A 24394-nucleotide genomic window follows, 5' to 3' on the forward strand; every position below is an offset into this window, starting at 1 on the left:
GGGTAAACACGTTAATTATCACCGTTTTATACAATTTGACACATTTCTCAAATTGTATAAAACGGTGTTTTTATGACTATTTTGGAACAGGAAGCAGATTTATTAAGAAAACCTATATAATTTACCCTTCCGATTTCAATTGTTCGATGAACATTTTGGGGCTAAGACCATACTTTTCCTTAAAAAGGCGGTAGAAGGTGGAAATGTTTGGTATCGCACTGGCATCGCCAACCTCGCTGATTGACATTTCAGGATGTTCGCGGAACAGAGTGACAGAATAGTTAAGGCGCATGTTATTGAGATAAGTGCTAAGATTACCTCCATCGGTGGCCTCCTTAATAACCGTAGCAAAACGGTTGCGGTCAACGCCCATCACAGACGCATAATAGTCGCGCTGGAGATTATAGTCAAGATAAAGGCGTTCATTCATCACAATCGAATCAAATCTTCGGAACAAAGCCTCATTTGACATCTTGTTCAAATCAGCCTTGCTGAAGGCTTCTTCAGGAGACTTGGACCTGACAGGTTCAACGACCTCCGCCGAACGGACATCATCCGATTTCTCCAATTCGTTGACGGACGATTCCATAGACTTATTCAGCTCGACAATCAATCTTGAGATATCACGATTCTTTTTCCTCAACATCATGCGTTCCATGAGTATAAATATCAGGAATAATATTAAGAAACCTATCAGAACAAACAATGCGACAATTAGATTCTGACGAGATTTCAGTTCGTTCCTGGCAGCTTCTATACCAGCCTCGTACCTGATATAGTCAGCGGCCTTATACAACTCAAACAGACGGTTGGCATCGATATTCCTACGATAGGATTCGATTATATTATTATATTTCTCCAGGCAACGGTATGCATATTCATACTTTCCAAGTCTTTTTAATGATATGGCATCCTGTAAAAGAGAACGCCTGTATACTACTGAAACCGTATCGGCATTATCAGTAGTCAGGAAAAAAGCCTTATTGTTGCTTATGACATCTTCATACCGGCCTATCAGCAACAGATAAGGATTAATCTCGAGCGCTCCCATCAATGTGCCGGACATTCTTGTGGCTTTATACCGAAGATAATAATCGTTAGCCAGTGTATGCCTGTTCAACTTCAATGACAGGTATGCCATCTTACTGTAATACACTCCATACATCCGGTCAATAAGAATGGGATTTATCTCATCGCTGTTTTCAAAACGCTTCAGGAAATCACCACTACGTTCGCATACTTGCCATGCCTTTTCGTAAAGGCCGGAATCGATATAAAAATCGGCCAGCATGTCAAGAATAGCAGATATACGCAACTTGCTGCCTATGTCTGTCTTACCGTTAAATATAGATATTGCATCTTCTATTATCTTGTACGACTTCTCATAAAGTCCCATCCTGTTCCATATAATACCCTGGACATACATCATATTGGCCTCGAGACTGGTATCACCGGTTCTACGCGAATATGACAATGCTGCCGTCACCATATTGGCAGCATCCATAAGGCGTGACGACAACGCATACGACTCGGCAGCTATTACAATTGTACGGAACATGATGGCGGAATCATTGCGCGCCTCCTCGGAATGAAGTACCGAATCGGCATATATGGACGCCCTGTTGTATTTACATAATGAGTAATAAGCATAACTGCGCAGATAGTTTATCTTATATTCCTTGTACCTGCCTGTGTTTTCCATGCTGTCGAGTTCCTCCAGAAGTTCCTCGGGGGTAACTGAAATTTCACGCAGAATCAGTGACGGCAGTGTGGATTCCTTAGAATTTACAGATAATGATATATATAATAGTATAATGAATATATAATGTAACCTCATATAAAAATCGTATGTTTATACTTCGGTCAAATATACAAAAAGTACTTGATATCTATTTTTATATTCATCAAAATCTTCATCCGAAGCAATGAAAAAAAAGCGTGGGCAAACCTAAAAAAAACGTGGGCAAATTTAAACCAAAACTTGCCCACGTTTAAACTCGAATTTGCCCGCGTTTTTCAAAAACGCAAAATCGTTTTTTTAACTACCTGAAAAGACTATAGCCGTATCTTCAAAACCGGAGCTATTTCATTAAGTCCCGCCTCCGGCAGATTAACCTCAAGACCTTTTTCTGTCCGGATGAAATCGACCTTACCATACCCAAGCAACTCGACTTCATTTATTTTGAATGTTTGTCTGTCCTTCTAAAGTTCAGGTATTTTTGATGAATTTCATCGAATTGAGTTTTATTTAAGTGATTTTTACACAGAAGGAGCGTGATATAAGTCTCTTGCTCATTGTCTGATAAGCGTGGCAGCTTGTATGGCAATTGGATGAGTTTCTCCAAGTAATCAGAAAACGGGCTGGATATATCCTCTTTCTTCATTTGAATAGGATAATGTTGACTAATGGCATATTCAATAATACGTTCATCTGCACCTATGACAAAAGCTGTTTTCCTTACATTTACAAATAATTTGACTGCTTCCAAACACCCAATGATTCTTTTAGGGTCACATCTATCCAAATCATCAATATAAACAATTACAGCCTTATAGCCCATATCTTCAACTAATTCTTCAAAGAGTTCTCTGAAGGTTGCTATAAATTTCGATGTATTGCCTTTGGTTACATCCTCAAGTAGATTATTGTATTTATCCTTACCTATTATTTTATCAACATCTTCCTTTGTAGGCAACCATTTCTTTAGCCAATCTGGTGTGAGATTCTCATAGGCTTTCTTCAAAATGAATACACCAGCTTTCAAAAAATTTATTCTTACAAGAAAATCATCTACTCGTTCAAATACATCTTTTCGCTCATTAATATCTTTGTCAAGTGCTTCTAATATGCTTTCTATCATTGTCAGTTTTGTCGAGTCATAGCTCTCAAACTGCCAGCTATTAAAATACACTTGTAGTATTATAGGATTATGATGCTCATTTTGTTGAGATTCCTTATGTTTGTCTTGTTGAGATTCCCCCCATTCTTGCAGTGACTGCTGAAGTAATAACATCAAACTACTTTTTCCTGAACCCCAATTTCCAAAAACGCCTATGGAGATTGGCAGCATAGCATCATTTAAGATTATTTTTTTTGAGTAAATCTGCATGAACTTGATAGCCAAGCAAATCTTGCGTTGTTTCATTATCTGACCACATACTATTTCAATTTAGGATAGTTAAGTAAGGCAATCATATCGGATGTGTGGCGTTGATTTCTTGTACTTCTTTCACTTTTCTTATAAACTTACTCTTTATCATTCGCGATAATGTAATTATCTATTCACATACTTTGAGGCAATTTCGCTCCATCTTGGAATCTGGAGTCTGATGCCGTAGTGCTTTTCGTAGTTGTCAAGGACTTTCTGAAGCCAGTCGGGAGCATCATCATGAGTGTCTTTGTTCTTATACATAGTTTCTTCCATTGCAGCCAGAAAATCTTCCATATTTTCGAAAATGGAGAAACTTGTAGCCTTACCATACCATTTCGCGGGACGCATTTTGTGTACGGTACCTTCTTTGATTTGCAGATTTATCGGCCATACAGTTTTGTTGTTACCAGATTTCATTGGTCTTGACATTTCCCATACTTTCTTCTGCCAAATTTGTTTTATCGTAACAACACCTTCATCAGACATTTCATATCCGAAAATCAGATATGTTACATTGAGCATCCACGGCTTTTCTGATATCTCACGGGCATACATTCTGAAATCAGCAATATCGAAGCCAGGGCTGCCTCTATAGTTGAATGCTTTTATTTCCATTAGCCCTTCTTTCTTGTTCTCCGGATCAAGATAGAAGTCTGGAGGCATCTGAGTATTGTCGTTTAGAGAATAATCAATGTTATTTTTCTTGAGCCATCCCTCAATCCATTCTTGCATAATATTGCCAACGACATCACGCTGTTTTACAATGATGTCGATGTCGCCCAAAGTAAAAGTAATTCGACCCTTTTGGGTTAGGATTTTGTCGTCATTAACGAGCTTATCATAAACTTGTTCTGCTGTAAGTTTCATATTGTCAGAGTTATAATGTTATTGTATCGAGTAATCTTTCGGCTACGGCCTTGATAACAGGCACTACGACAGTATTGCCCAATAAGTCAAAACCATCTTTTTCGCTCACATTGAATTTTATTTCGTCCGGATATCCGCATAATCTCAGTCCTTCACGCAATGTGAGTTTTCGGAGACCGCCGTTGTCCCCGACATACAATTTCTGCATATCCATAGCGACAAGAGTCGGTGAAATTTCATCTGGAGACATAACTTTGTTTATTTCAAAACTCAATTTGCCTGCAACTATGTTGTAGCCTTTCGGTTTTGTTGTGTCATATTCCCGATGTGTTGTTATCACTCCGTTATCGCTCTTGTCTCGGATCAATTTCTTTGGATGTTCAAATTTCAGATAGCCTTTGTTTGTCAGATCCTCCAACATATCCTCAAGCTTAGGATCATCATAAAATGTACGAATCTGTTCGAGTGTTAAAGGCATACCGTCCATCCAGTCAATTCCTATGATTTCAGCCCATTTTTTCTTTCTGCGCTCAGTGAGAATCGTATCAAGGAGTTTCTTCTGCTTTGCTGAAACTGGACCTTTGATTTCCAAATCCCAACTATGTATGTTGGTGTCCCCACCTCTTTTATCCTTGATTGCCTTACCATAAAGTTGCTCTACAGAGAAGTGTTTGAGCAATGTCCTGATAAATGGGGTATCCTCAGTAGGCATCCCGGATTCAAGAATCTCTCCTAACTTTGTCTCTTTAATGGGGAAATTATCAAGATTAGGCTTGCTGTCAAGGCTGCCTACGATGTAAATTCTTTTCCTTTCCTGCGGTACTCCAAAGTATTTTGAATTCAGAACACGGAAGTCAAATTTATACTTCAATGCATGAAGTCTGTCAATAATGACTTGGAGGGTCTTGCCGCCATCGTGATTTACAAGTCCTTCAACATTTTCAAGTATGAATCCTTTTGGCTTTTTATCACGTAGTATGCGTTCCACTTCAAAGAACATAGTTCCACGAGTGTCAGCAAATCCTTGGCGTTTGCCAGCAGAACTGAATGCCTGACACGGGAATCCTGCACATAGGATGTCAAAATCCGGGATGTTTTTTGTATCGACTTTGGTAATATCTCCAGTGATGGTTTCAGCCGGATGGTTTTCTTTTAAAACACTAACAGCATAAGGCTTTATTTCAGATGTCATTACACAAACAGGATTCAGACCTTTCTCCAGCGCAGCTTGTTCAAGACCGCAACGGATGCCGCCAATACCTGCAAATAGGTCAATGAATCGCAGAATATGCTCTTGTTTAACTTCTGCAACAGCAGGACTTGGCTTAGTTTTATCAACCATATTTGCGATATCCTTGCCTTTTAGGATGACAGGCGAAAAGGGCACATTGATATTGTTTGGAGGTAATGCCATTAGTATTAACTTTTGAATATCAAGAGGCTCTGAAAGTAATTCGTCACCCAAAGAATAGACAACATAGCTACCATCCGGATTAGGATAGCCAAGCGCTTCCATATCACTCTGCTCCTTAATTGATGAACTTATGCATGGAAAAAGATGGTAGCCGTCTTGTGGATTCTGCGTATTGTATATGAGAACGTAATCTGGCAATTGCTCTGACATAACTCCGCCTCTTCGCTGTGAAAACAAATCTTTATTGAAACGGATATTGTAAAGTTTCTCGTACCTATGAGGTTGCTTTCCAAGAATCCATTCCAACTGCGATTTTTCTCCGCGATATGCTCCAAATAAGAATGTTCTGTCTTTATTATCTATATATCTAAACATATTATCAGAGTAGTAGAATTCTAAATATCAATACATTGTGATTTGTCTTGTATAGAACCCATATTGACTTCATTTATTAAATCCTTAGGGCTAATTGATAAAAAACTTGCAACTTGTAGTAATTGCTCTAATGATGGTTGAGTTTTATTTTGTACCCATCTACTAATTGTTATTTCAGATTTACCCATTTGTTCGGCTAACCAGCGATTGGTTTTATTTTGCTCTGCCAAAGCAACCTTTATTCGGTTTATAGATTGACTTGCCATATTTAACTGAATTTGCGACAAAGGTATGCAAAATAATTGAATATTTCATCGTATTATGATAAAGATTTAGCGCAATAAGATGTTATCAAATTACACAAATCACATTATTTTCAAGATAGCTTTCCCGACTTTGGAGGAAAAGATTCCAGCAAGTTGTTTGGGGATGCCGGAAATATTTCTGGCAGCCCAAAACACAACTTACTATGTTCGCTTGAACATAAAAATAAGATTGGAAAAACAGGTGAATTTTGTCCGAATTTTAAGTATAGCCAAAAGCTATTGATATTGGATGGATGGTTGCATATAACCAACAGTTCAATAACACAACCAACCATTCAACCACATGACCATCCAATCAGTCAGACATTCTTGCATTCATTAAATCAGTCAATCGGAAATATCTCCTACGTGGACAATAGGCAAACAAAGGTCGACGGCAGAAGAAGCCTGGCACTAAACTTCGGAACACGACAAAAGTAGAAGTTGGGGAAATGAAAGTGAAGCAGAGGGGCAGTGCAATGGAAACCGTGCCACAAGGCAAGATAATCTTTTCTGGAGGGAGTGCAGTTTGCCGTTTGCCACCATTTCCATTTGTCTTATAAAGATGGCATCCCTTTATTTTGATTGACATTTGAATAGTACACCTTGGTCTGCTTAGATTATTGTTTGTTTTTTTGACGATTCTTTTCCGTCAGTCGTTTGTTTCCGTAGCCGTCATCGTCCATTGTACAGACGTGAAAGTGGAAAGATTTTCGGGCTGAATACGCTCCATTGGTGCGACATTTCTTTTCCGTCCGGAGGAAATATTCAAAGTCATTGATAAACGAGAGGTTCAACTCTTTCAGCGGAATATCATCACGCTTGTAGGTATGAGGAATAAACTCACGGATATGTTTGCAGACGGTCACATAGCGTTGGAACGTACCCTTTGCCCTGCTATGCCCGACTTTCTTTGCAAACTCGCTGTTGTGCTGTTCAAACAGCTTCAACAGGGTTTCCTGCTTGATGCCGATACCGAGATAGACATCTTTCAACTTTGCAGCAGTGACATAACCGTCTGTCTGCATCAGCTCCTGATAACGGCGGTTTACCTCCACACGGATTTTGTCAACGGCATGGTTGATTCGCTGTGCCTCGACACTCTTGCCGGAAGCACGGTTGTTCTTCACGTTCCACAGACGCAAAGGAACATCCATCTTGCAACTGAACTGTTTAATCTCTCCATCCACCGTAATACGACACATCAAAGGCAGATTGCCGTTGGATTTCTCACTGCCTTTCTTCACGTAAAACAAGACCTTAAATGTACTTCTCATAACTCACTTTCTATTGGTTACAAAATTAATTTATAGTGAGTTATCGACAGTTATGACACATTATGTCAAGCGGTGAAACACATCGGTTTTCCAAGAAATTCTCACCGTCACTCAGGTAATGATGTAGTAACTGAACGTTTGCGCTGTTTGTCTATATTCTGTTTTTCCTTGGCTTTCAGCCGAGGGGAAAATATAGCGTAACGAACGTTTTTTCAGTCAGTTCGCTACGCTTTACTCTTTTTCGCTACTTCGTTATGTGTTTATTTTACCATTAAGCAGGCGGCTTGATTCCGACAATGATTTTATTACAATCATTCCATCTTCAGGCCATGCCAAAGCCACGGCATAGAGGTTATTCCCTTTTTGCGTAAATCTGATTTCCTCGGAAGTCGCAACGCCATAAGCGCCTTCATTGAATCCCTGGGCATTCAGGGCTATATCAGAATCCGCAATCGGTCCTTCTCCAAAGACCTTCCACGGACGGCTGTCATAATATCCTTCCCAATTATTGATTTTCTTATTAAGAACATTTTAATATTGAAGTGGAAACACTATGCGCTTTTCTGAATGGTACTGGAGGCATCGTTTTGTTTGGTGTGACTGACAAAGGGAAAATCATCGGACAGAAAGTGAGTGACAGGACGAAACGTGATATTGCGGAAGCAATACGGCGTATAGAACCGTTTGCCAACATTGAAATATCATGCATTGACATTCCTGATACCGACAATAGCATCATAGCCTTGTCAGCGGAAGAGCAACGCTATATGCGTCCATTCTCATATAAAGGACGTGCCTACCAACGCATTGAAAGCGTGACATCATCCATGCCACAGGAGATTTACAACCAACTTCTGATGCAGCGTGGAGGAAAATACGCTTGGGAGGCAATACCAAATTCCGACCTCAAAACTGCTAAGCGGACATAATTCAGAGCCGCAAAACCTAATTATCGCGAACGTTTTGTATAAAAGTGAGGTGTTGGAAAGTTGGGGACGCGGCATCAGTCTTATGATTAGCGAATGTCGTCGTGTGGGAATATCCGACCCAGAGTTTCATACGGACGGGAATAGCGTATGGGTCGTTTTTCATAGGAGAGCAGTCGGGCAACACCCGACAGCTACCCGACAGCTACCCATCAACTCCACCACAGCTACCCCACAAGTGGAAAGGGTGTTAGTGGCAATTGGCGAAAATACTGTTGCTACGAAAGAGATTATGAGTATAATGGGCTTGAAAGACAAAAGTAATTTCTTGGAACTTTACCTATATCCTGCAATAAGACAGAATCTGGTAGAACCTCTTTATCCGGAAAATCCAAAGCATCCTCGGCAGAAATACCGTCTCACCGACAAAGGGAAGGAATTTTTGAAGCAACAGTAACTATATGACGAAAAACATAAAAGTTAGATACTGAATTACAAAAGTACGAATAAAAAATGAGACTGAATCCAAAACTTCAGCCTCATTCTTTTTAGATACACTTACATAAACCCGTTATGTAATAACCGACATATTGTAAATACCTATTGAACTTTCTTACCCCAATAAGTCTTATTATTGCCATAACCGGCATATACTATGGTATGTGTTCGCGGCGATGCCTCCCAATCTGTTTCACGCTGCAAATAAAGTTTTATACCATTGTCGAACTTAAGGATACAATTATTACTGTCGAACTCCCATGTGGCGCCTTCCCAAGTTCCGGAAGATACTTTATGGTCGGCAGAGAGAGTCATTGTCACAGAAGTCCTTTGATTTGCGTATGAGTATGACAAATCAATGTGCTCCCAGTTTCCTACAAGCTCACTCTCATTAATTGCCACCTTTGGCACAGCTCCATATCGTTCAGGCATAACCAAAGGCCATCCGTCCTCAGTCCATCTGATGCTTCGTACATGTCCCATCATGATTGCATTGCTGTAGGCATTACCTCCAACATTTGCGGGGAAACGGCCCTGAGAAGCAAAATACCAGTTGCCATTACCGTCGTCGAAAACACAGCAGTGGGAAATACCAACCCAGCCGTCACTCTTATTAAATTTATAAGGATGAGTCACAACAGGAAGAATATCACCACCCACATTAGTTATATCTGTACCGTCAATTCCCAAATAAGGACCTTCAATATCAGCAGCTCTGGCTACACGAGTGTTATACGGCACATCCAATGCGTCGTATGCCATGAATAAATAATAATATCCGTCATGGTAAACAATCTCAGGTCCTTCCGAACCCTGCCAGCGGTTACCCATCTGGCGTGTGGCAATAAGCTTGCCATAAGCTGCAATATCATCATTGGTTCCCCAAGGTTTCGGCAACTCGGCTTTTACCTTTCCTGTCTCTCCATCAAGTTCCACCAATGCGATGCCGCTATGCCAGGAGCCATATATCAGATAATGTTTTCCGTCATTATCAATAATATAACTTGGATCAATAGCATTCCACTTATAATAACAATTAGCCCAATTATCTGCGGCGACATTATAATTCAACCCTTTATCAGAAGCGTTCGTGATGACATAACCTTTGTCAATCCAACCGTCATTGTTCGCAGGATTATCATTCTCCATCAAACCTATAAAGGCACGCTCACTCCAAGTGCCATTACCATTAATATATCCGGGACATACTATGGAATAATACATACGATACAGGCCATCCCTCACTTTTCTGACGCAAGGTGCCCAGTAACCAAAATCAGAGACTGCAGGTGTTACTTCGCTCAGCCCCATTTCAGCACGTATTTCATTAAGCTTTGGAATAACCCAGTCTGGCAAATTCTGCATTGTACCGCCAAGATATTCCCAATCCACCAAGTTCTTAGAACGACGTCCGTGGAAATGTCCGCCGGCAGTATGAGCGTTTCCATAAGAAGCATCTGTCTGATACATATAATAATATCCATCTTCAGCAAGGACTACAGTAGGATCGTGTACATTACTCAAATTCCACTGACCACGTTTTGACCAATCTGCAATACTGACATAATTGTCTTCATAAGATGGTGCAATATAATTGTCCAGCTGTGCATCAAGACTTTGTTTCTCTGTAGTTACCGCAAGTACATCAGAATATGTGTAACGACTATCAGCATAAATATAGGCACAAACATAATATGTAGTATTACCCATCAGACCGGAAACAGTAGCACTGAAACTGTCATCGGCATCTACTACATTATCATTAATATTGGGAGTCTGATTATTGGCACTATAACAAAATCCTCTCTTTACAACCGCATCCGAATTGCCGGAGACGGAAGACGCTACAGAGAATGATGTTCCTGAAACTGACAGGACTTCGGGCTTAGTCACTATAATATCACTGCCGCTATCGTACTCTATGTCATTTTTATCACTACAAGCGGTCAGAACGAATAGAAACCCTATAAATGTCCAAATAAATGATATTTTTTTCATTCAGTTATTTTTTTAATCCATGCCTTGCCATATTAATTAAAAAATGGGAAGACATGGATTGGAATTAAATCAAAGTTAATCTACATCGAAAACGAGATGGCAACCATCAACTGTCAATGCAAAATTCAAATCATCAGGATCGACTGTATTTATACCCAAATAATATTGAGTGGAAGTTGTTCCTGTTGTTCCCTGCATAATAGCCTGTACATCAGCTGTGCCATTACCGCAGTTAGTCACATAGACTGTTACCACAGCTCCATTCATTCCCGCAAGCCAAGTAGCCCAATCACCTTGAGTACCGGCTGCACGGCAAGCCGCATAACCATTGCCCCATCCGTAGTTATCGGCACGAACCACTCCATATTCATTCAATGCCGCTCCGCGAAGTACGACAACAAAGTTATTCCAGTTGCCTGCCATGCTGCTATAGTTTGTAAATGAGATTGACTTGGTTTCACCTACAGGGACATTGAACTCATCGGAGAAAGCGCCCCAAAATGCAGTTGAATTGTCTTCAGCTCCAACCATGGCTATGCTATTGTTCACTTCAGACACTGCTGATTCGGCAACAGTAACATTTACTTGAGCTGTCACTCCATCCTCGGCAGATATTGTAACAGTTTGAGTGCCTTCTATGGCAGGAACAGTAGAGAAACTAAGTATAGAATTATCAACAGGTTTTGATGTTCCATTAACATAAGTAGCAGTGACAACCATACCTGTAGGATCAAAAGCCAATGTTCTATCTGTCAAAGTTTCTGTAGCAGCAGAAGTATAAACGTAATATGTATTACGTGTAGGCTGAGATGTAACTTCTATAGAAACTATTTTCTCTACAACTTCAAATGTGGCATTAGCCATTACCGGCTGATTACAGTTCTCTCCCTTAAAAGTCTTGTTGTAAACAGCTACAAGTATTTTCTCGCCTGGAGTATCCATATCCGGAATGGCTGAAAAGCTCAAATCGGCAGCAGTAACAGTCTTGGTCACACCTTCTTCGAAAGAAACTATTGCCGTAACATCTGCCATAGCATCTTCAAGAGTTGTTCCTACATTAACCCTTGCCGGTACGTTCTGCAATTCCATTGATACAGGTTCCTTGTCTTCTGCAGTAGTATATCCTCCTATAGGCTCAATATTCGATTGCAGGAAGTCTATATAAGAACCTTCAGGTACAAGGAAGCAGCGTATGTTGGTATTACTTGGATCGGCATTCAGGTTTTCAAGTGCATAAGGCTGTTTATATGACTTGGTAACCACTCCGTTTGTCATCGTAACAGTGAATGCCTCGGCATTGGTTCTATCGACTGTCAATGTAACCTTTCCACCTAATTTATCGACACCGGCATCAGTATCTGTCTCAAAAGTAAGTGTACTTTCTACGTATGAACGGTCAATATAATCGCCCCACTCTGAATTGCCCGAAGGCTGATTATCGAAACGTATTGCCCCGTACTCCTTATAATCCTCAGCACCACGGTCGGCATCGGAGCATATTATCAAAGCAAAATTCTTATATGTGTTAGTAGCACTAGGATTAATATGCAGATTGAAAACCCCATTCCATTTCTCACCATCCGGAACTACATAGTATTTTGAAAATGCTGCCCACCATCCACTGGAAAAATCAGCATTCCCAATTGTATAAACATCTTCTTCCATACCTTCAAGAACCTCTTCTGTTCCCTTATTGGCATTTGCTATAGAATCGACTTTCTCTGAAACCCAATCTGGTGCGTTAACTTCGTATATTTCACCACCTTCGCAACCGGTCAATGCAAGAAAGCCCAAAGCCATTGAACCGCATACGGATAATATTTTATTGAAATGTCTCATTTTATTTTATATAAAAAAGTAATTAACTAAAGCCTTCCTATTCTTAAACTACTTGCTTAAATCCACTACCGGACGTACAGTCCATCCTTTTTCCTGGAAATAAACAGAGTTATCTGAACTTAAGTTTGCAGAGTTTCCTTCCAAGTTAGGGTTCTTATTCATAAGGCTCTGTACAATAGGCAAGAATTCGTGTCCCGGCAAATATGTATCAAATGAACACTTCAACTCTGAATCGCTTGAAATATCACTGTAGCTGACCGGATCTTTAACATTCTCTGTAGAACGACGGAATGTGCCGTGTTCTTTAAGCTGGTTCAGACGACCTTCGTCATAGAAGAATCCCCAACGAATCAAATCAAACCCACGGCCGAACTCACAACCGAATTCTTTTGGACGCTCTACATTTGCTATCTGTTCGAACAGCTTGTCGGCTGTATTGAAATCCTCAAGTTTCAGGTCTGGCAAATCTACACGTTCACGTACTTCATTAATCCAGTCTATAGCTTGCTGAGTAGGACCGTTTACTTCATTCTCACATTCGGCTGCACGCAACAGTACATCAGAATAACGCATCAGACGCAAATTTATACCACATTTCAATCCTGTGATAACAGAATTATACAGTCCGGTACGAAGATTGGTATTCTTGGCTATAGGCAGACCGCCATAATTGTTATTAGTCACAATATTATCTGTAGGTGAGAGTACATTTGTATAAGCGACATTTCCATATTCAAATCCCTCCCAATCCGATTCGTAAGTTCCAATTGTCCAATATAGACGGGGGTCTAAAGTACCATTTTTAGTACGTTCGCTTTTAAACAAGTTATATAGCCATGGAGAAGCCGAGATATCTGCCCAACCACCATACATGCCAGGACCAAAGTTACTTTCAATGGCATGACCTTGTGTAGCGTTAGGACTGGTATTTACAGGTGTCCATTCATCATCTGTACCCTGCGAACCAAAATCAAGGAACTGAACCTCGAAAAGACTCTCATCATTATTTTCATAGGCTGAACCTTCACGGAAGTTATCGCCATAATTGTCCATCAGTCTGTAAGTACCGTACTTCTTGCCGATAATATCTTTAAGTACAGTCAAAGCTTCGCTGAACTTATGGCGTACCATAAGAGTACGTGCATAGTATCCTGCAGCCGCACCGCAAGTGGCACGTCCGCCAGCCCATTCGCCACCTTCATCGCGCGAAGGCAACAGCTCCATAGCCTCCTTGAAGTCCTTTTCCACCTGATCAAGGACTTCATCATAAGTACTGTTGGCTCCATAAAGTCCATCCAATGAAGAATAACTGTCGTAGTCAGTTATAAGAGGTGGATTCTGGTAATATCCTGCCAGATTATAATATGACAAGCCACGAATGAAAAGTACCTGTCCCTTGATACGTTTCATCTTTTCCGAGAGCTGGCTGTTATCATCGCCACAACGTGAAATGGCGAAATTACATACATTAATTGTATAATACCACTCTCTCCAGGGCCACCACGTGATATCCGAAGTTACCTCCGCATTCAAATCATCAAATGGCAGATACCAGACTTGTGATGAGTTCCAAGCCTCATCGCCACGACATACGTCAATAGTATAACCTACACGGGCATAAGAACCCTCCATACGTATATGGTTATAAGCAGCAATAACACTCTCTTCCAAGTCATCGGCATTAAATCCGAAAGTACTTGATGTCTGTTGGTTAGGATTCACCAAATCAAGTCTGTCAATACAAGAAGACAGAGTGCCTAATCCTAAAATGAGAGCAAGTGAATATTTATATAGTTTCATACGAAATGTTTTTAGTATTTAGATACTTGATTATGATTAGAATGAAAAATGAATACCACACATGAATGTACGTGCAGTCGGGAAAGAACAGAAATTATAACCCGGAGTAAATGTACCGCCGGCATAATCCACATTATAGCCTTTATAGCCTGTGAATGTGTAAAGATTCTGTCCTGAAACATACAAGCGTACATCAGATATATACTTGCCGAACCACTTATCAGGGAAATTATAACCCAGCTCAACATTGGCTATCTTCCAATAAGCAGCGTTCTGGATTTTACGTGAACTGAACAAATCATTCCAAGCCAGGCTGGCACTATTGGTTACATAAGTACGAGGAACATCTGATATGTATGTAGAGCCATCCTCGCTGAAACGATTGGCATCAAGCATGGCAACATCTTTATTGCCCCATCCATAGCAAGAATTCAATGAATTGTAAATATCATCACTTACATGATAATTAAGCGCGCCGAAAGTAGCGATGCTCAAATCAAATCCTTTATACTCAAAACGGGCACTAAGACCGAAATTAACTTTAGGCAAACCACTGCCAAGCACTGTCTGGTCGTATGAGTCAACTTTACCGTCAGGTGTTCCGTCCGGTCCACTGATATCCTTATATAGACAATCGCCTATCTGAGCTCCTTCCTGAACCGCATGATTGTCAAGATCTGCTTGTGTACGTGCTATTCCTTCATAAACCCAACCATAGAACTGACCTATTTCCTCGCCTACATTAGTAATATAGGAACCTGTGATATAGGAATCTGTTCCAAATCCTAATGAAGTTACGCGGTTTTTCAATGTACTGAGATTGGCAGAGACTTCGTATTTGAAAGGATTATCATGATTACGATAAGTAGCAGAGAACTCGAAACCAGAGTTTTCCATTGATGCAGCATTCATTGTTACTGTAGTATTTGAAACACCTGCCTGTTCAGGAACAGGAACTGCATAAAGCAAATCTTCACTGGTATTCTTATACCACTCAGCTGTAAATTCCAGACGGTTGCGGAAGAATGCGAGGTCAACACCGACATTATATGTTTTCTTCTTTTCCCAAGCCAAGTTATTGTCCACAAAAGTAGAAATTGCAGAACCGGTTATTGGAGAATTATTGAAGTTGTATGTCATGTTATTTCGTGACATTACCGCCTGATACATGTACTCACCGATGTTCTCGTTACCAAGTTCACCATAACTACCACGGACTTTGAACATGTTGACAACATCTTCGTTGAACGGGAAGAAACTCTCCTTATCGAAACGCCAACCTAAAGATACAGACGGGAATGTTCCCCAACGAATATTCTTAGACAAACGGGAGCTGGCATCTCTACGTACTGTAGCAGAGAACAAATATCTGTCGTCATAGTTGTAATTGACACGGCCTATATAAGACAAGATGGCATGTTTATATTCAAAACTTTCGGAATAAGTATCCGCAGCATTCTGTAGCTGGAGGAAATAAGGCTCTGTAAAGTTAATTCCCCATCCTGTAAGCAAATCAGTATTCTCTTCCTGATATGTCTGACCTGCCACGACATTTATATGATGTTTACCTATTGTTCCGTCGTAAGTAAGGATGTTTTCAATAAGGGCATCCGAGTAATCGCGTGAGCCCTTAGTCAAACGTTCATTACTCTTGGCAAGATAAACACGGTTACTCTGTACCCATGCAGGAATCCATGTAAAATCTTTGCAATGAGTCTTACTGTATGACAAATTTATCTTATAATTCAATTTATGGTTTTTACTATCAACACCAATCATCTTAAGCAAATCCACATCTGCAGATCCTGTACCGACAAAACGGTCAACACGAGTGTTACGCTGCAACAGGTTATTGATCAACAAAGGATTTGACGCCGAAATATCTCCATGAACTGTATCAAAATAAACGCCATAACCATAAGCATCGTAATTGAATCCGTTTCCTATTCCCACAACATCATCAAGCACCCATGTCGATTCGTCGTATGCCTTGATGGTAGGCTGCATTAATAAAGTTCCACGCAAAACGTTTGTAACATCGCCATACAATCCCTGAACATATTCGGAAGCATTGGACATACCCATATTATCCTGATCAGAATGAGAATAAACAAAACTGGTATGGAACTTTACGAATTTAGTATCCATAGAATTATTTACACGCGCCGTAAAACGTTCATAATTAGGACCTGCTCCTTCAAGTGTACCTTTCTGGCTAAAATAGTCCAATGATACATTATAGGTACTGCGTGAACTACCTCCTGAAAGATTTACATTATGATTCTGACGGATACCGGTTTTGAAGACTTCATCAAACCAGTCTGTATTTGTATCATCCTGGAAACGGTATTTACCCGTAGTGCTATCAAGATGATATCCTCCAGGTAAAGGAGTGTTCGAGTTCAGACAAGCCTGACCAAGGTATTGGCTGTATTGGTCGGCATCCATCACATCATAAACGCCCTTTGATATATTATCAACACCAAAATATCCATTATAATCCACTTTCAGCGGCTGATCTTTCTGACCACGCTTGGTAGTAATGATAACCACACCATTAGCTGCACGTGATCCGTATATGGCTGCAGCCGAAGCATCTTTCAACACCTGGATAGTCTCAATATCATTTGAAGAGAAATCACGGATAGAAGTTCCCATAGGAACACCGTCTATCACATAAAGAGGCGCAGTACTTCCAAATGATCCGATACCACGGATACGTACTGTAGGGTCGGCACCAGGCTGTCCGTCGGAAGTAATCTGTACGCCCGGAACCTTACCTTCGAGCATGGAAGATATATTGGAATGCGACACCTGCTTCAGAGCTTCTGCATCGACTACAGCTACAGAACCGGTCAAATCGGACTTCTTCTGTGTACCATAACCGACTACAACCACTTGTTCCAAAACCAAATCACTCATCTGCAATTGAATGGGTTCAATAACAGCACGATTACGGACTGCGACTTCGCGTTCATTATAACCAACATAGCTTATAACAAGAACTGCATTACCGGAAACTTCCAATTCAAAGTTTCCATCCAAATCGGTGGTAGTTCCACCTTGACCATCTTTAATCTTGATAGTAGCGCCCAACAAAGGTTCACCCTGATCATCAATTACCTGACCACGAACTTTGATAGTTGGTGATTGTGCAACTGCAGCCATAGCTGAATGAGGATACATAGCTGTACCACCAAATGCACATAAGCCAAGCATTGCGGAAAAAATAAATTGTTTTTTCATTTTTTAAGTATTAAATTTTATTATACATTAATATTAAATTTTATTATACATTAATTAGACTATAATAATCTAAAAGCAGAATATATTTTCAGTGTCTCATGTATAGAAATAAAAAGTATATCAAAACCACCTCAAAGATATATATACATATAATCACAAAGGTGGACAAACGAACATTATGGGTGGAATAAATTATATTTCAGGCCAACCGTCAGGAGTCCACTTCATTTCGCGTAAAAACAACTTCGGAGTACCGTTTTCTTTTATAGAATAAGCATGCGAAACAAAATAATACTTGTCTCCGAACTTATATGCGGCGCAATGTCCGATACCGGCATATTCATCATTACCTTCTATCACCAACGTTCCTCCACCCTGTTCCATAGGCTTACCATTACGGTCGAGATATGGTCCGCAGACCTCTTTTGAACGTCCTACAACTACTTTATAATCACTGTCCAACCCACGGCAACAATAATCAAACGATACAAACAAGTAATAGAAGCCATCATGTTTAATAATAAAAGGTGCTTCAACAGCATTTTCACCAGCATCCTCGCCACTGGCAACCTTAGGATTTCTCCGGCGGGAAAGTGAATACCATTCCTGAGGCTCCTTAACTGAGTTTAAGTCATCCGACAAACGTACCATCTTTATACCATCCCAGAACGAGCCGAAAGCCATCCATGGAATACCTCTATCATCAATTATCAGATTGGGGTCGATGGCATTCCATGCATCACGATTAGGAACAGACTGTATCACAGGACCGTGGTCAACCCATTTGAAATCAGGACTATCCGGATTCAAAGTCTTGTTGGTTGCATGTCCTATCGCTGATGTATTTTTCCCAAACGCGGAACAAGAATAAAACAGATGATATAAGCCGTTGTGATAAATTATATCGGGAGCCCATGTATGACCTTTATAACCATCAATCATATCGACTGCCCATTGTGGAGGATTATCAAAGACCGGCTTTTCAAACTGCCAATCAAGCATATCCCTGGACGACATTACAGATATTCCATTGCCGGTAGAAAAGAGATAGTATTTACCATCTTCTACTATCATTACCGGGTCATGCGTCATTACATCCTTTACTGGAACCGAGGAATCCTGTCCATACATAAAAGCAGGAATAACAAACGCAGAAAAAGATACAATCAGATTTAATAATTGTGTTTTCATTTTTTATTTCAGGTTTATTTTTTTTATTCTGTCTGTCATTCTGACATCTCTTAACTCTGCAAATATAGACTAAAGCATGATTCCAATAGTGGACAAACGATGCTTAAAAGAGGACATATGGCTATACACTACGTTTTAACGCAAATCTTCTTGCTTGTCATCCATTATACTGCTCGGAGTGACATTGAAATGTTTTGTAAAACAACGAGTAAAATACTTTGGATCGTTAAACCCTACTTCGTATGCTATCTCGGATATATTCATATTGTGTGTCGCCCTATTCTTTATCAATAATTCACGCGCAAGATTCAGCCTGTAGTTTCGCACAAACTGATTAGTGGACTGTCCTGTCAGACTTTGCATTTTTTTATTCAAGAGACTTTTACTTACACCCATTGCATCCACAAAATCCGCGACATCAAAATTTGGATTCATATAATTCTCTTTAACCACTTTGATGGCCTTGTCCAAAAACTTCTTGTCACCGGATTCCTCCTCTATTCCTAATGAATCTACATCCATAGTTAAATAGAACTTCTGCTGAAAGCGTTTTCTGTTCTCCAGGATACCTGATATACGTGCCAACAAAAGATTTTCATCAAAAGGTTTCAACAGGTACGAATCGACTCCTGCCTTATAACCTTCAAGCCTGGCTTCATCCGACGTCTTAGCAGTAAGCATAAGAATAGGTATATGTGAAATAGAAAAATCACTTCTTATTCTATGTGACAATTCCATTCCATCCATAACAGGCATCATCAAATCGCTGATAACGAAATCCACATTCGTCGATTTCAGTACCTGTAATGCCTCTTCACCGTTTGACGCCTCTATCACATTATAGTATTCGGCAAGAATAGACCTTATATAATCTCTCATATCCTTATTATCTTCTACTATTAGAATATTAAGTTTGCCGTTTTTCTCCTGTGACAGTGATACATCTTCATGTTCATCATCGTATACTTCATCGACTGTTTCTGTATTTTCTCCCCTTTCTACCGGCAATAATATCCTGAAGGAAGATCCTACCACAGGATTATTCATCGCCGTTACGTTACCGCCCAACAACGTTATCAGTTTCTTGCAAAGATACAATCCTATACCCGTACCACTCTGTCCGCTAACTGATTCGTGTCCTTGATTATCGGCCTGATAGAAGCGGTTGAATATTCTTTCTATATCATCCTCCGGGATTCCTCTTCCTGTATCCCTTACACACATATACAGTTTCTCCTCAGAATTATCCTTCACTATGGCAACATAAACTGATACCAGCCCACCTTTTTCAGTGAACTTTATCGCATTGCTTATAATATTAGTTATAACCTTACGCATAATATCCTCGTCGTACATCATGTACGGATTATCAATGCGCCTGTAAATTCTTAATGTAATACCTCTATCAGCAGCAAAAGCCACGAAAGGCGAAAGCAAATCGTCTAAAAATGTACTGATATTACCATGATGGCATATAATTTTCATTCTTCCATCTTCCACCTTTCTGAAATCGAGAAGCTGATTTATAAGTGAAAGGAGATACTTGCTGTTTTTCTCCACCAGATTTAGCTGTTCTATAACCTGAGGGTTATAACTCAATTTCAAAGCTCTTTCTATAGGGCCGACTATCAGTGTCAGCGGGGTTCTGAATTCATGTGTTATATTTGTAAAGAAAGTCAGTTTATCTATCGTAAGTTCCTCGACCTTACGCGACATTTCCAATATTTTATTTTTCTGTTCGGTTATTTTCAGGTTTTGCTCTTTCAGCAGTTCATTTTGCTTTGACAGTTCTTCCGTCTGAACAGAAAGCAACTTCTGCTGTTCCTTAAGCTCTCTGGTTCTTTCCTCCACTTTATCGTGCAGTATAATCTGTTGCCTTTTCATTTCATTGAACCTCCATACCACAATCCTATAACCTACCAGAATAATGAACAATAGTACAGAAAGAACAAACCAAGGAGTCTTATAGAAATAAGGTGTAACTTCTATTATAAGTCCATTACCGGCATCTATCCAGTTTTTACCGTCGGGGGTATATCTCAACTGGAAATTATATTTACCAGGTTTGAGATTTGTATAAGTCACCGTACGTCTATCTCTTCTCGCATCTATCCAATTATCGTCAAAACCAACCAAACGATAAGAGTATGCAGCCAGGGAAGAAGGATTATAATCCAAAGCTGCAAACTCGATAGTTAACGACTTATCCCTTTCATGCAATTCAAGTACACCATCTTCCGGATTACAAGTTTTGCCAAATACATTTATTCTGTTTATTACCAAGGGAAATTTCATACGGCTTTCTTTCTCCATTAAAGGATGTATTTCAGAAAGTCCTCCCAAACTACCTAGATATATCTTCTCTCCATTACCAGACACAGCAGTTGCATTCCAATAAAAAATATCTGAAGGCAATCCATCGTTCGATGTATATCCTACAAACATATCATCCTTAGGGTAATACCTGGACAATCCGTTAACCGTAGTAATCCATATATTACCATACCAATCTTCCTGTATTCCACGTACATTATTACTTATAAGTCCATCACTTACAGTGTAAGAAGAAAAGGTATAATCGTCATTATTGTTTACAGCACGGTATATTCCTGCCCCATTACTTCCTATCCACAAATCGCCATTATCAGCTTCAAGTACACAGGTTATACGTTCACTTTCAGGCATATGTACTCCGTCAGTGTATTTCCTGTACTTTAACTCACCTTTCAAATATGCTTTCAGATCTATCCTTAACAGTCCGTAAACAGACGACAACCACAAATCGCCGGTTTTTGTTATGCAGGCTCCTAACGCATTAATATTTATCTCCTTTTCCGTATCTCTGAACAGTCTGTCCACTCTGTTGTTCCTAGGATTGTAAACATACACCCCATGCTGGGAACCAATCCACAATAAGTTGTTTATTGAATCATAGCATAGTGTGGAAATGAATAAATCATCTATCCCATCTATTCTTTTAAACTGTTTTGCGGTACCAATTTTACGATTTATCCATCCTACTCCACCTCCCCATGTACCAATATAAAGTCTTTCCTTACTATCCAAAACCAATGAACTTACAGTATTATGACTCAGTCCGGCAGGAATATCTGTTGTAAAATGAATAAAACCATTTTTTCCTTTAGGTTTACAATTAAGTCCTCCCTCTACGACTCCTACCCACAAAGTTCCATCACTATCTTCAACAATAGAATTAACGAGGTTTCTTGATAAACTGGCTGCCTGATTCTGCTGATGCAAATAGTTGGTAACATAAAGTCGTGAAGCATACAATTTAGTTAGTCCACCTGTTTCTGTACCAATCCAGACCATATCATTACCTTTGTCATAATAAAGAACATTTACAAAGTTCGAGTTTAGTTGCGAGCTACTCCCGAAACCACCTTCATCATCATTTATAATGTGCTGAAAGCTATCATATACAGGATTATAGATATTCAGTCCCATCAATGTTCCTATAATAAGAGTACCATCTCCGGCAGACGTAATATCTGTTATGTAATTCTGCGACAAAGAATACGGATTATCACGATTATACATATAATGACGTACAGTATCAGTTAATATACTGTATCTGAGCAATCCAAAACTTGTTCCTATCCACACCTCATTATTAAGAACATACATACAAAAAACCGACTGATTAAATAATGATGCCAATGAAGCTGACACCGGACTAGGCTCCTGCCACCCAGTAACGTCATCAGATACACGACATAACATATTGTCTTTCTGAAACCAGATATATCCACCTATTTCGCACATTGCAACTCCACGTTCATTTGTGCTTACATAAGATACTTTTATGACATCGCTTACCTCGCCATCATCTGTAAAAACCATTTTATATAATATGTTATTGCTACATACCCATAAATTGCCAGAACTGGAAAGAATCATTCCTGCTATCGGAGAATCCATAAACGGGACAACTGAAGATGAAATATCGGGAGTAACCACATTTAAGCTGTTTATTGAAATCAAATCTATTCCATCATCACCTGCAACCCATAGCCTGTCAAATCTGTCTTCACATAAGTGGCTGATAAAATTCGATTTAAGTTTGTACTCTTCGGTATTAGTGCTAAAGCTGACAAATTCATATCCATCGTATCGGGAGACACCTCCTCCCATAGTGGATAGCCACAAATATCCACGACTATCTTTCACTACATCATCCACAAATACATGAGGTAAACCATCCTGCATGGTAATTCCTGACAAAGTATATCTATTTATATAATTTGCCATATCTGTAGTATCTGCATTTTTTGCAGACAGCAACAGTGTTCCTATAAAAATCAATGAATACGATAGAATGTGCTTTATTCCCATAACTTAGGTTTTAATTACTCACAAAGTTAAAATCTATTTCACTATTCTACACTATATAAAATAATGTTTTTTGAGCTATTGCAGATTTATCCACCTAACATGTTTATTTGTCCACCTTCCAATACTATAAGGAAAGATATATTTGCAAAAAAAATTATAATCAGCATGAAAAATAAAACCTGTTTCCAAATTATTACATTTCTTGCAGTTATATTATGCCATACATCATTTGCTGCAAATAACGACACTACATTCGTAGCTAAAGGCAATCCTGTAATTACCCATAAATATCTGGGAGATCCAGCTGCTTTGGTACACAACGGTACAGTATATATCTATGCCGGACACGACGAATGTCCTGAGCCACACCAATATTATCTGATGAACGAATGGTGTATTTTCTCTACCAAGGACATGAAAACATTTACCGAACATGCATACACTCTTAAAGCGAAAGATTTCAAATGGGCAAAAGGTGATGCCTGGGCTAGTCAGGTAATAGAGAGAAACGGCAAATTCTACTGGTATGTAACTGTTGAGCATGCTACTATACCAGGAAAATCAATCGGTGTGGCAGTGGCTGAATCTCCTACAGGTCCTTTTAAGGATGCAAGGGGCAGCGCATTGATTACTAATAATATGACAACCCAATATACACCAATAGCATGGGATGATATTGATCCTACTGTATATATTGATGATGACGGGCAGGCATATCTGTTCTGGGGTAACACTCAGTGCTATTATGCAAAACTGAAAGAAAACATGACAGAGCTTGACGGTCCCATCATTCCTATAAAACTTCCACGCTTCACTGAAGCTCCATGGATTCACAAACACGGTGAATGGTATTATCTTTCGTTCGCTTCTGAATTTCCGGAAAAGATTTGCTATGCCATGAGCAAAAGCATCAACGGACCATGGGAGTATAAAGGAATACTGAACGAACTGGCAGGTAACTCAAATACAAACCACCAGTCAATAATAGACTTCAATGGTAAATCATATTTCATTTATCACAATGGTGGTATCAACACCAACGGCGGTAGTTTCCGACGTTCTATCTGCATTGACCGTTTATACTATAATGCCGACGGCACAATAAAAAGAATACAAATGACCAGTGAAGGTATCACCAATGAATAATGCA

Annotated in this window: 12 protein-coding genes and 3 pseudogenes; 2 read left to right on the forward strand and 13 right to left on the reverse strand. The window is 39.7% G+C overall.

The genetic code is table 11. From position 1 onward, the window contains the following. Window positions 1-121: 121 nt before the first annotated feature. The 7 genes and pseudogenes from I6E24_RS05540 to I6E24_RS05570 all read right to left on the reverse strand — a co-directional run. Entirely contained in the window at window positions 122-1837 is a 1716-nt protein-coding gene (locus I6E24_RS05540; RefSeq protein ID WP_235326930.1) for a helix-turn-helix domain-containing protein, read from the reverse strand. Between the two features lie 340 nt (window positions 1838-2177). After that, a complete protein-coding gene (locus I6E24_RS05545; RefSeq protein ID WP_317218725.1) occupies window positions 2178-3146 on the reverse strand; it encodes a KAP family P-loop NTPase fold protein in 969 nt (322 codons plus the stop codon). 129 nt (window positions 3147-3275) lie between these two features. Further along, on the reverse strand, window positions 3276-4019 hold the full coding sequence (locus I6E24_RS05550) for an NgoBV family restriction endonuclease (RefSeq protein WP_235326932.1): 744 nt from the start codon (window positions 4017-4019) through the stop codon (window positions 3276-3278). A 10-nt stretch (window positions 4020-4029) separates the two neighbouring features. Beyond that, window positions 4030-5808 (reverse strand): DNA (cytosine-5-)-methyltransferase, encoded by a 1779-nt coding sequence (gene dcm, locus I6E24_RS05555; protein WP_235326934.1) that lies wholly within the window; start codon window positions 5806-5808, stop codon window positions 4030-4032. A gap of 20 nt (window positions 5809-5828) precedes the next feature. After that, window positions 5829-6074 carry a helix-turn-helix transcriptional regulator gene (locus tag I6E24_RS05560; protein WP_235326936.1) on the reverse strand — a complete coding sequence of 82 codons (246 nt, stop codon included), beginning with the start codon at window positions 6072-6074 and terminating at the stop codon, window positions 5829-5831. A 707-nt stretch (window positions 6075-6781) separates the two neighbouring features. Then, window positions 6782-7390, reverse strand: a pseudogene (locus I6E24_RS05565) (phage integrase SAM-like domain and Arm DNA-binding domain-containing protein); the annotation flags it as partial. Window positions 7391-7651: 261 nt separating this feature from the next. Beyond that, window positions 7652-7897 (reverse strand): annotated as a pseudogene (locus I6E24_RS05570) (alpha-L-fucosidase C-terminal domain-containing protein); the annotation flags it as partial. A gap of 35 nt (window positions 7898-7932) precedes the next feature. Between I6E24_RS05570 and I6E24_RS05575 the strand changes: the two are divergent. Then, a pseudogene (locus tag I6E24_RS05575) lies at window positions 7933-8773 on the forward strand (Fic family protein); the annotation flags it as partial. A gap of 143 nt (window positions 8774-8916) precedes the next feature. Here the strand turns inward: I6E24_RS05575 and I6E24_RS05580 are convergent. From I6E24_RS05580 to I6E24_RS05605, 6 genes are all read right to left on the reverse strand, one after another. Further along, complete coding sequence (locus I6E24_RS05580) at window positions 8917-10812, reverse strand: arabinan endo-1,5-alpha-L-arabinosidase (protein ID WP_235326938.1); 1896 nt, start codon at window positions 10810-10812, stop codon at window positions 8917-8919. A 75-nt stretch (window positions 10813-10887) separates the two neighbouring features. Then, complete coding sequence (locus I6E24_RS05585) at window positions 10888-12651, reverse strand: hypothetical protein (RefSeq protein ID WP_235326940.1); 1764 nt, start codon at window positions 12649-12651, stop codon at window positions 10888-10890. 48 nt (window positions 12652-12699) lie between these two features. Then, on the reverse strand, window positions 12700-14451 hold the full coding sequence (locus I6E24_RS05590; RefSeq protein ID WP_235326942.1) for a RagB/SusD family nutrient uptake outer membrane protein: 1752 nt from the start codon (window positions 14449-14451) through the stop codon (window positions 12700-12702). 36 nt (window positions 14452-14487) lie between these two features. Beyond that, window positions 14488-17697 (reverse strand): SusC/RagA family TonB-linked outer membrane protein, encoded by a 3210-nt coding sequence (locus tag I6E24_RS05595; RefSeq protein ID WP_235326944.1) that lies wholly within the window; start codon window positions 17695-17697, stop codon window positions 14488-14490. Window positions 17698-17889: 192 nt separating this feature from the next. Beyond that, window positions 17890-18888 carry an arabinan endo-1,5-alpha-L-arabinosidase gene (locus I6E24_RS05600; RefSeq protein WP_235326946.1) on the reverse strand — a complete coding sequence of 333 codons (999 nt, stop codon included), beginning with the start codon at window positions 18886-18888 and terminating at the stop codon, window positions 17890-17892. Between the two features lie 135 nt (window positions 18889-19023). After that, the gene (locus I6E24_RS05605) at window positions 19024-23244 is read right to left on the reverse strand and encodes a hybrid sensor histidine kinase/response regulator transcription factor (RefSeq protein ID WP_235326948.1); all 4221 of its coding nucleotides are present in this window, start codon (window positions 23242-23244) and stop codon (window positions 19024-19026) included. A gap of 165 nt (window positions 23245-23409) precedes the next feature. Here I6E24_RS05605 and I6E24_RS05610 point away from each other — a divergent pair, with 165 nt between their 5' ends. Continuing rightward, window positions 23410-24390: a glycoside hydrolase family 43 protein gene (locus tag I6E24_RS05610; protein ID WP_235326950.1), complete on the forward strand. Its 981-nt coding sequence runs from the start codon at window positions 23410-23412 to the stop codon at window positions 24388-24390. Window positions 24391-24394: the final 4 nt, after the last annotated feature.

Origin of the sequence: Bacteroides caecigallinarum, assembly GCF_021530995.1 — a bacterium.
In the GTDB taxonomy this organism is placed as follows: domain Bacteria; phylum Bacteroidota; class Bacteroidia; order Bacteroidales; family Bacteroidaceae; genus Phocaeicola; species Phocaeicola faecigallinarum.